Origin of the sequence: Actinophytocola sp. (assembly GCF_036002505.1) — a bacterium.
Lineage (GTDB): Bacteria > Actinomycetota > Actinomycetes > Mycobacteriales > Pseudonocardiaceae > DASYTH01.
On the sequence record NZ_DASYTH010000380.1, the window covers coordinates 1 to 10,495 of the forward strand.

8 protein-coding genes are annotated in these 10,495 nt (G+C 67.9%); 6 read left to right on the forward strand and 2 right to left on the reverse strand.

Features of this window, described 5'->3' with window-relative positions; all coding sequences use genetic code 11:
* Window positions 1-454: 454 nt before the first annotated feature.
* Complete coding sequence (locus VGR06_RS33490; protein ID WP_327563198.1) at window positions 455-1,702, reverse strand: 8-amino-7-oxononanoate synthase; 1,248 nt, start codon at window positions 1,700-1,702, stop codon at window positions 455-457.
* Window positions 1,703-1,955: 253 nt separating this feature from the next.
* On the opposite strand from VGR06_RS33490, the gene VGR06_RS33495 reads away from it, so the two are divergent.
* The 4 genes from VGR06_RS33495 to VGR06_RS33510 all read left to right on the forward strand — a co-directional run bounded on the left by VGR06_RS33495 (window position 1,956) and on the right by VGR06_RS33510 (window position 6,653).
* Window positions 1,956-2,783: an ABC transporter ATP-binding protein gene (locus VGR06_RS33495; protein ID WP_327563199.1), complete on the forward strand. Its 828-nt coding sequence runs from the start codon at window positions 1,956-1,958 to the stop codon at window positions 2,781-2,783.
* Between the two features lie 97 nt (window positions 2,784-2,880).
* Window positions 2,881-3,711 carry an ABC transporter ATP-binding protein gene (locus VGR06_RS33500; RefSeq protein WP_327563200.1) on the forward strand — a complete coding sequence of 277 codons (831 nt, stop codon included), beginning with the start codon at window positions 2,881-2,883 and terminating at the stop codon, window positions 3,709-3,711.
* A gap of 178 nt (window positions 3,712-3,889) precedes the next feature.
* Window positions 3,890-5,743, forward strand: a complete 1,854-nt coding sequence (locus tag VGR06_RS33505; RefSeq protein WP_327563201.1) for an AMP-dependent synthetase/ligase — start codon at window positions 3,890-3,892, stop codon at window positions 5,741-5,743.
* 25 nt (window positions 5,744-5,768) lie between these two features.
* A complete protein-coding gene (locus VGR06_RS33510; protein WP_327563202.1) occupies window positions 5,769-6,653 on the forward strand; it encodes a branched-chain amino acid ABC transporter permease in 885 nt (294 codons plus the stop codon).
* On the opposite strand, the gene VGR06_RS33515 is transcribed toward VGR06_RS33510, so the two are convergent.
* A complete protein-coding gene (locus VGR06_RS33515) occupies window positions 6,571-7,893 on the reverse strand; it encodes a transposase (RefSeq protein WP_327563203.1) in 1,323 nt (440 codons plus the stop codon). The two genes, VGR06_RS33510 and VGR06_RS33515, sit on opposite strands and share 83 nt — an antisense overlap.
* Before the next feature lie 110 nt (window positions 7,894-8,003).
* Here VGR06_RS33515 and VGR06_RS33520 point away from each other — a divergent pair, with 110 nt between their 5' ends.
* Complete coding sequence (locus VGR06_RS33520) at window positions 8,004-9,122, forward strand: branched-chain amino acid ABC transporter permease (protein ID WP_327563204.1); 1,119 nt, start codon at window positions 8,004-8,006, stop codon at window positions 9,120-9,122.
* A 23-nt stretch (window positions 9,123-9,145) separates the two neighbouring features.
* A complete protein-coding gene (locus VGR06_RS33525) occupies window positions 9,146-10,450 on the forward strand; it encodes an ABC transporter substrate-binding protein (RefSeq protein WP_327563205.1) in 1,305 nt (434 codons plus the stop codon).
* Window positions 10,451-10,495 lie beyond the last annotated feature (45 nt).

A 10,495-nucleotide genomic window follows, 5' to 3' on the forward strand; every position in this document is an offset into this window, starting at 1 on the left:
TTACCACCCGCCCGCGTGCTGCATCCCTTCCCAGAGATGCGCTTTGCCGCCAGAACCTAAGACAGGAGCCCAGTGCGGTAATCCCGCACGCTGGGATCTGTGCGGGGGGCCGCCCGTAAGGGCGGTCCCTACCGCGACCCAACTTTCTCGGTTTCGTATACATCAATCCGTGCAACAGCGGCAATCCCTACCAGCGGTGGGAGCGCTGGAACGGTGGATGGACGCGTAATGTGGCGACCGGGCTTTGCCTGGGACATCTTCATTCCAACGGCGCATGGATCGACGTGCGCACCACCGTGTGTGCGGATCACCCGTCCCAGTTCTGGGTCAGCTGGCAGGGTGGCTGGTACCAGCGGCCGAGTTCGTCATGGTCACCCACCCTGGCCTGCCTGGCAATCAGGGTGTCTCCGGACATCGGGCACCCTGATCCCCCGGATGGGCGCGACTTGACCGCTTACGAATGCGGCAACCCGAATGTGGATGATCCGCCGAGAGGCTGGACCGTCGTGCCCCCCATCTGACTGTTGCAATCCGCCGGGTCACGCGTCTGGGAAAACGCGTGACCGGGCGGGGCGTGACGGGTGATGATGTCGATGGCGCGGTCGAGGTCGGTGTCGGTGAGGTCGGCGCGGGCGGTCAGGCGGAGGCGGGAGATCTTGTCCGGGACCGAGGGTGGGCGGAAGCAGCCCACCCAGACGCCGGCGGCGCGGCAGTCGTCGGCCCAGGCGACGGCGGCCTCGGGGGAGGGGGCGTGGACGGAGACGACGGCGGCGGTGGGGGTGGTGACGGGCAGGCCGGCGGCGCGGAGGCGGTCGGCGAGGGTGTGCGCGGCGCGCATGGTGCGTTCGGGGCGGTCGGGTTCGTCCTTCAACACCTGAAGGGCGGCCAGGGCGGCGGCCGCGCTGCCCGGGGCGAGGCCGGTGTCGAAGATGAAGCTCCGGGCGGTCTCGGTCATGTGCTTGATCACCCGGCGCGGCCCGAGCACGGCACCGCCTTGGGCGCCAAGGGATTTGGACAGTGTGACGGTGGTGACCACGTCCGGTTCGGCGATGATGCCGGCCGCCGACATCGCGCCGCGGCCGCCGTCGCCGAGAACACCCAACGCGTGGGCGTCGTCGACGACCAGGCCGGCGCCGTGCTCGCGGCAGACACCGTGCAGCTCGGCCAACGGAGCGAGGTCGCCGTCGACGGAGAACACCGACTCGGTGACGACCAGCGCCCGGGGATGGCGGCGGGTGCGGAGCGCGTGGGCGGTGGCCTGGAGGTCGATGTGGCCGGCGACGGCGACGTCGGCCCGGGACAGCCGGCAGCCGTCGATGAGCGAGGCGTGGATGTAGGCGTCGGTGACGATGGCGCTGTCGCGGCCGGAAAGCGCGGTGATCGCGGCGAGGTTGGCGGTGAAGCCGGAGGAGAAGACCAGGGCGGCCTGGGCGCCGCAGAACCGGGCCAGCTCGTGTTCGAGCTCGGTGTGCAGGTCGGTGGTGCCGGTGACCAGTCGCGAGCCCGTCGCCCCGGCGCCCCAGCGCAACGTGGCGGCCGCGGCGGCGCCGCTGATCCGCTTGTCGCGGGCCAGGCCGAGGTAGTCGTTGCTGGCCAGGTCGAGCAGATCCGAGTCGGCGCGGCGGGGACGGAGGCGCCGGGTCAGGCCGGCGCGGCGGCGTTCCTCGGCCCGTTCGTCCAACCAGTCGAACACTGCGGTCATCATGTGAGTCTGGCAGCCGACCCCTAGGGAGCCGCTCCAGGGCACGTGGACCGGCGTCAATGGGAGTTCTGCCCAATCTGGTGACCGCCTGAATGTGATCGCGCACAAGGTGCCGAAACCCGCTGGTAACAGTTCGGCCGCCGGCTTGCAGCGCCTCACGGGAAGCAGCTACGGTCCGTGTCTGGCGTGATCCAGGTCACGGCGGATATGACCGTTTTGGTCGGGGCCGACACGGGGCTGACACGGAGAGGCCATGGCAGCAGTGATGCAACCGGCGGTTTCCGAGTCCCTGCCTCTGCTCTCCGTGAACAACCTCGAGGTTGTCTACGACGACGTCATCCACGTGCTCAAGGGCGTCAGCCTGAGCGTGGCGGAGGGGACGATCGTCGCTCTGCTCGGCGCGAACGGGGCGGGGAAGTCGACGCTGCTGCGCGCCCTGTCCGGGCTGCTGGACGTGCATGACGGCGAGGTCACCAAGGGGTCGGTCACGTTCGGCGGGCGCGGCATCCACCACCTGCCGCCGACGAAGATCGCTTCGCTGGGTATGAAGCAGGTGCTCGAGGGGCGGCGGATCTTCGCCGAGCTCACCGTGGAGGAGAACCTCAAGGTCGGCGGGCACGTCGCGCCGAGACAGCTGCGGACCAACCTGGAGCGGGTGTACGGCCTGTTCCCGGTGCTGGCCGAGCGCCGCAAGCGCACCGCCGGGTACCTCTCCGGCGGCGAGCAGCAGATGCTCGCGATGGGCCGGGCGCTGATGTCCGAACCGCGCTGCCTGCTGCTGGACGAGCCGAGTCTCGGCCTCGCGCCGCTGATCGTGCAGCAGATCCGGGACCTGATCGTGGAGATCAACGCCGGCGGCACGACCGTGCTGCTGGTCGAGCAGAACGCGACGATGGCGCTGTCCATCGCCGAGCACGGCTACGTGATGGAGAACGGCAAGATCGTGATGGACAAGCCGGCCAAGGAGCTGCTCGAGGACTCCGACGTGCGCGAGTTCTACCTCGGTCTCGGCGCCGAGGGCGGGGCGAAGTCGTTCCGCGAGGTCAAGCACTACAAGCGGCGCAAGAGGTGGCTGTCGTGAGCGAGAGCGAGGCCGCGGTGTCGTGCGATGAAAGCGTCGTTACTCACGCTGGGGGTGAGGAAGGACGCTTTCACCGCACTTCTCATGGGGCACTGCCGTGACCGCGACCAGGGAGCGCGTGGACGCCGAGCCGCTGGTCGACGTGCCGGTGCTGGTGTTCGACGACGTGCGGCTGTCCTTCGCCGGGGTGAAGGCGATCGACGGGGTCACGTTCAGCGTCGGCCCGAACGAGCTGTTCGCGATCATCGGACCGAACGGCGCCGGCAAGACGTCGATCTTCAACGTGCTGTCCGGGGTGTACCGCCCGCAGTCCGGCCGGGTCTCCTTCGCCGGCACCGACCTGATCGGCAAACGTCCGCACGTGATCGCGCGGCTGGGCATCTCCCGCACGTTCCAGAACATCGAGCTGTTCGCGAACCTGACCGTGGTGGACAACCTGATGCTCGGCCGGCACCACCACGACCCGTACGGCACGCTGGCCGCGATCGCCTGGCTGGGCCGGGCGCGGCGCAGGGAGCTGGCGAACCGCGCGGCGGTCGAGGACATCATCGACTTCCTGGAGCTGGAGCAGTGGCGCCGGTTCCCGGTGGGGCTGCTGCCCTACGGCGTGCAGAAGCGGGTGGAGCTGGGCCGGGCGCTGGCCATGGAGCCCAAGCTGCTGCTGCTGGACGAGCCGGTGGCGGGCATGAACCTCGAGGAGACCGAGGACATGGCCCGCTACATTCTCGACGTGCGGGACGAGCTGGGCATCCCGCTGATCATGGTCGAGCACGACATGGGCCTGGTGATGGACCTGGCCGACCGGGTGATGGTGGTCGACTTCGGCCGCCCGATCTGCACCGGCACCCCCCGCGAGGTGCAGGAGAACCCGGACGTCATCAGGGCCTATCTGGGTGAGGAACATCGGAGCGCCGGAGGCGCGGCATGAAGCTTGCGGAATGCCCGGCGAGGGAGTTGGCCCACCGCGACGAGGGTGGCCCGAGGAACTGGGGTCTGGGGGCTTGCCCCCAGTGGAACACGGTCTGCCCGAGGAGTGGTCCGGTGACCCACCCGTCAAGACGACCCACGACCATGGCCAACACTCCCGAGTTGTTGGAGGGCACCTCATGACCGCTGTGGCCGACCAGAAGATCACTACGACCACCGTGGCCAGCCGGGTCCGGGATCGCGCGCTCCAGATGCCGAACCGGATCGCCTTGCGGGAGAAGGACTTCGGCATCTGGCAGCAGGTGACCTGGCGGGAGTACTGGGACCGGGCCGAGCTCGTCGGGCACGCGCTGCTGGCCCTGGGTGTCGAGCCGGGCGACCGGGTGGCCGTGCACTCGGAGAACCGGCGGGAGTGGCTCTACACCGACATCGGCGCGGCGTCGGTGCGCGCGGTGACCGTCGGGCTGTACCCGACCAACCCCGAGGCCGAGGTGGCGTACCTGCTGTCGCACTCCGGGGCGCGGGTGCTCATCGCCGAGGATCAGGAGCAGGTGGACAAGGCGCTGGCCGTGCTGGACCAGCTGCCGGCGCTGGAGAAGATCGTCTACATCGAGCCGCGCGGCATCCGGCACCGCTACACCGACCCGAAGTTGCTGTCCTGGGAGGATTTCCTCCGGCTCGGTGAGGAGCACCGGGCGGCGCAGGCCGGCGCGGTGGAGCGGCGGATGGCCGAGGCCGCCGAGGACGACGTGCTCACCATGGTCTATACCTCCGGCACCACCGGGCCGCCCAAGGGCGCCATGCTCACGGTGTCCAATGTGGAGTACTGTATCCAGGTGCTGGTGGAGGGCGGCGGGTTCACCTCGCCGCCACCGTCCCCTTCGGACGTGACGCTGTCCTACCTGCCGCTGTGCCATGTCGCCGAGCGGATCTTCACCACCTGGTTCTCCGCGTGCGCCGGCATCCAGGTGCATTTCGCCGAGTCGATCGAGACCGTGCAGCCGAACCTGCGCGAGGTGCAGCCGACGATCCTGTTCGGGGTGCCCCGGATCTGGGAGAAAGTCCTTGCCGGGGTTCGGATCCGGCTGGACTCGGCGAGCTGGCTCAAGCGTACGATCGGCCGGTTCTGGCTACGCCAGGCCGACCGGATCGCCGCGACGCTGGTGCGTACGGGCGGAAAGCACACGTCCGGGAGCCGGCTGCGCTACGCGGTCGGGTACCTGTTCTTCTTCCGCTCGTTGCGGGACCGGATCGGCATGCGCAAGGTGCGCTACGCCGCGTCCGGGGCCGCCCCGATCGCGCCGGAGGTGCTGCGGTTCTTCATGGGCATCGGTGTTCCCATGCACGAGGTGTACGGGATGACCGAGAACTCCGCGATCGCCACGGCGAACCGGCCGGGCCGGGTGAAGGTGGGCACGGTCGGCGAGCCGCACCCCGGGGTCGAGTTGAAGATCGACGAGACCACCGGGGAGATCCTGACCCGGCACGCCGGTACGTTCGCCGGGTACTGGCGGGATCCGGAGGCGACCACGCGGGCCGTGACCGCCGAGGGCTGGCTGCACACCGGTGACGTCGGCGAGTGGGTGGACGGCACGCACGTCAAGATCACCGACCGGATGAAGGACCTGATCATCACCGCGGGCGGGAAGAACGTGGCCCCGTCGGAGATCGAGAACGCACTCAAGGCCTCGCCGTTCATCAAGGAGGCGATCGTGATCGGCGACCGGCGGGCCTACCTCACCGCGCTGATCGGCATCGAGCTGGAGACCGTCGGGCACTGGGCCCAGGCCCGCCGGCTCGCCTACACCACCTACCGCGACCTGGCCGAGAAGCCCGAGGTGCGCAAGCTCGTCCAGTCCATTGTGGACGAAGTGAACGTGCGGTTCGCCTCGGTCGAGCAGATCAAGACGTTCTCCATGCTCCCCAAGGAGCTCGACCACGAGGACGGTGAGCTGACCGCCACCCAGAAGGTCAAACGCTCGGCCATCGCGACGATGTTCGCCGAGCAGGTGGAAGGTATGTACAAGCGGTGAGCCGGGGCAAACGAGGAGTTCGACAGTGACGGAGCTGATCCAGAGCCTGGTGCACGGGCTGGGCCAGGGCTCGGTCTACGCGTTGCTGGCGTTCGGCTTCGTGATCATCTTCAAGGCCATGGGTGTGATCAGCTTCGCCCAGCCGGCGTTCATGCTGACCGGTGCGGTGCTGGTGAGCTACCTCGTCACCGCGATGAACTTCTACCTTGCGGTGATCGTCGCGGCGCTGTTGGTGGCGCTGCTCGGGGTCGGTGTGGAGCGGGCCGTGATCCGCCCGATGATCGGCAAGCCGGTGTTCGTCATCTCGATCATTACGTTGGGCGTGGACGTGGTGGTCCGGGTGGTGGTCAACGGCTACATCGGGCTGGACGTCCGCCAGCTGAACGACCCCTGGAAGCTCAACACCACGTCGCTCTTCGGCAGCGACGTGCAGATCCGCGACCTGGTCACGTTCGGCACCACGATGGTGCTGGTCGCCGTGCTGTTCACGTTCTTCCGCTACGCCCGGATGGGGCTGGCCATGCGCGCGGCCGCGTTCGACCAGGAGGTGGCGCTGGCCCAGGGCGTCTCGGTGGGCATGGTGTTCACGCTGTCCTGGGCGATCGCCGGGGCGATGGCCGCGATCGCCGGGGTGTTCGTCTCCTCCGGCGGCGTCGACCCGCAGCTGTGGATCATCGCGCTGCGGGCGCTGCCGGTGATCATCCTGGGTGGGCTGGACTCGCTGGGCGGCGCGGTGATCGCCGGGCTCCTGATCGGGGTGGTCGAGTCCCTGGTCGCCACCTACGGCGCGGACCTCGCGCCCTGGATGGGCGGCGAGTTCTCGCTGGTCACCCCGTACCTGGTGATGATGATCGTGCTGCTGGTGCGGCCCTACGGGTTGTTCGGCACCCGGGAGGTGGTCCGGATTTGACGTCCTCCCTGCCCGAGGGCGGGGATTCCAACCCATAACTTGCCAACGCGGTGGAAGGAGGTGCAGGTTGAGGTTCACGGTTCAGGGCCCCGCCCTGCGGCTGGAGGGCTCCCCGTGCTGCCAGGGTCGTCCTACCCCGGTTGTCGATATTTCTGGCGGCGTTGAGGTCGGCATGCCCGGTGTGCCCACAGGCCACGCAGCGGAACCGCGCTTGGCTCTCACGCGATTCGGCTGCAATGTGCCCGCAGACCGAGCACTGTTGCGACGAGTAGGCAGCGTCGACCTCGATGACTCTGCCTGCAGCTTTGTGTTTCAGTCGGGTAAGCAACGCACCCCAACCCGCCGTGAGGATGCGCCGGTTCAATCCGGCCTTGGCGCGGACATTCCGGCCAGGAGTGTCGCTGGTACCTCTGGCCGAGCGGGTCATGGCCCGTACGTTCAACCGCTCGACACTGATCTTGTCGAACCGGCGGGCCAGGTCGGTGGTGGTCTTTTCCACCCAATCGGTGCGCCGGTCCTTGCTACGCGTCTTCAGCCGGGCAATCGATCGTACGACTCGCTTGCGCCGGTTCGATCCCGGCTTAGCTCGCGCCAGCCTGCGTTGCTGGCGCACCACGCGTTCCGCCTCTTTGAGAGTGAGCTCGGGACACTTGAGCAGTTCGCCCGTCGAGAGCGCGGCCGACACAACGATACCCCGATCGACGCCTACTGTTGCGCCGTTGTCAGGCGGTTCGACCGGCTTGGGAATCGCAGCGAAGGCGATGTGCCACCGGCCGATGCCGTCGCGAGTGATTCGGTACGACCTTATGCCGTGAGGCACGGCGCGGCTGCGGCGGAATTTGACCCAACCGACCTTCGGCACCCACACGTGTCCAAATCTGCGATTGAGCCTGGCAATATGCTCCGGCTTCACACCAACCTGCCGAAACCCTTCGTGAACACGTGCCTTCCGCCACGTAGGCCGCTGGTGCGTGCCCCCCAAGAAGTAGGACAGCGCCTGGTGGAAATCCCGCAGGGCTTGTTGCTGCACGGTCACCGACCCCGCCCGAAGCCAGTCAAACGCCCGGCGGGCCTCGGTGAGCTGGTGCGCTTGCTCAAGATAGTTCGGAGCCGACCTCCGGCCGGGCCTCCAGTGCAAATGCTGCTCGACCGCCAGGTTCCACACGAATCGTGCGTGGGCGCAGTGCTCCATCATCACCACCTCTTGGGCGGATGTGGGCAGAAGCCGGAATCGTGGCATGAGGCTGACGCTATAGGCCTCCCCCGACAAGATCGCTGGCGTTGCGTGCGTTCGGGCGATCGGCTTCCTTGGTCGCGTGCCGGTGAGAGCCTCCGGCGATTGGAGGCGATATGACCGCCACTCGCCTGTGGGGCCGGCCGGAGCTGTACACCTCGTACAAGCAGGACATGGCGCTGCTGAACACCACGCCGAAGAAGGTGTTCATCGGTGTGCTGCTGGTCATCGCGCTGGTGCTGCCGTTCAGCTTCGAGGACGACGTGGTGCAACTGCTGGCCACCGCGTGCGTGTACGGGATCGGCGCGATCGGGCTCAACATCGTGACCGGGTACGCCGGGCAGGTTTCCCTCGGCCACGCGTTCTTCGTGGCGATCGGCGCGTACACGGCGGCGGTGCTCTCCGGCGACCCGGACGGGCGCCAGCTCGGCTTCGGGATCACCGAGCTGCCGGTGTGGCTGCTCGCCGCGGGTGCCGTCGCCGCGATCGCCGGGGCGCTGGTCGCGCCGCTCGCCGTCCGGCTGCGCGGGCTGTACCTGGCCATCGTCACGCTGGGCCTGGTGTTCATCGGGCAGTTCCTCTTCCGCGAGTGGACCAGGATGGCCGGGCCGCCGGACATCGGCCGGGCCGCGCCGGTGCTCACCCTGTTCGGCGTCCGGCTCGACCAGGACGGCGAGTCGCTCACCCGGGTGCAGCAGCTGTACTTCGTGATGCTGGTGCTGCTGGTGATCTTCGCGGTGCTGGCCCGGAACCTGGTGCGCTCCCGTACCGGGCGGGCGTTCGCCGCGATCCGGGACCGGGACATCGCCGCCGCGGTGATCGGCGTCAATCTGACCCGGTACAAGGTGATCGCGTTCGCGGTGTCCTCGTTCTACGCGGGCGTGGCCGGCGCGCTGCTCTACGTCATTCCCTCCACGTTCACCTCGGGCAACTTCAACCTGCTGATGTCGGTGCAGTTCATCGCGATGATCCTGATCGGCGGGGTGGCCACCATCTCCGGCTCGATCATGGGCGCGCTGTTCATCACCCTGCTGCCCAGGATCACCACGGAACTGCCGGCCGTGCTGCCGTTCATCACCGACAGCGCCACGGGCGGGGGAATCACGGTCGTCCAGGTCGAGGCGATCCTCTACGGCCTGCTGATCATCGTATTTCTTTTGTTCGAGCCGAGAGGTCTGTACGGGATATGGATTCGAGTTCGAAACTACTGGAAGGCATGGCCGTTCTCCTACTGAAGCGGCCGGGAAGGAATCGTGCCATGACCGTTCAACGACGCATGGTCGCGGCGCTGGCGGTACCGCTCGCGCTGGCCATGCTGGTGGCGGGCTGCCGGGCCAAGGAGTCCACCGCGCCGCAGACCGGCAAGGAAGGCAACAAAGTCGACTTCGGCGTCACCAACGAGCCCTGCACGGGCTCGACGCACACGGACCGGGGCTGCATTTATCTGGGCACCATGTCCGACCTCACCGAGGGCCCGTTCAAGGCGCTCGCCGTGCCGATCACCGAGGCGCAGAAGGCATTCTGGAAGCGCGTGAACGATTCGGGTGGCATCGGCGGTTACGACATCGACGTGACCACCTACGTGAAGGACAACAAGTACAACCCGCAGATTCAGAACCAGGTGTACCAGGAGATCAAGCCGAAGATCCTGGCCATCGCCCAGACCCTCGGCTCGCCCACCACCGCGGCCATTTTGCCCGACCTGAAGGCGAGCAACCTCGTCGCGGTCCCGGCGTCCTGGACCTCGCTGTGGGGCGTCGAGGACGTCGTGGTCGAGTCCGGCGTCAACTACTGCTTCGAGTCGATGAACTCGGTCGACTACGCCAAGCAGAAGCTCAGCGTGAAGTCCGTGATGGCCGTCCATCTGGCCGGCGACTACGGTGACGACGCCGCGGCCGGCGCGAAGATCGCCGCGGAGAAGAACGGCCTGACGTTCACCGACGTGAAGACCGCCACCGGGCAGGACAACCAGGGCGCGGCGATCGCCGCGATCGTGTCCGGCAATCCCGACCTGGTGATCCTCACCAACAGCCCGACCGACGCCGCGGTGATCATCGGTGGTGCCGCCTCGAAGGGCTTCAAGGGCAAGTTCATCGGCACCGGCCCGACCTGGAACCCCGGCTTGCTGAAGAGCGCCGCCGCCCCCGCGATCAAGGCGTTGTACCTGCAGTCCGGCCCCTGGCAGCCGTTCGGCGCGGACACCCCGGGCCACAAGGCCATGCGCGAGGCCCTCGGCACCGTCTCCGCCCCCAACGACGGCTACACCTCGGGCTGGGTCTGGTCCTACCCGCTCAAGGCGGCCCTGCTCAAGGCGGCCGAGAACAAGGACCTGACCCGCGCCGGCCTGCTCAAGGCGGTCAAGTCGCTCACCTCGGTCGACTACGAAGGCATGCTCCCCTCCGGCGCCGGCAACTACGCGGGTGACCCGGACAAGGCGGCCGTACGGCAGAGCCAGATCGCGAAGCCGGACGACGCCGCCGCGTCCGGCGTCACGGTGATCGAGCCCTTCTTCACCGGCCCGACCGCGAAGGACTACAAGTTCACCAAGGCGTGCTACCAGTAACTCGCCAGGCGACGATGTGACATTTCCCCGCTCTATCGGTAAATG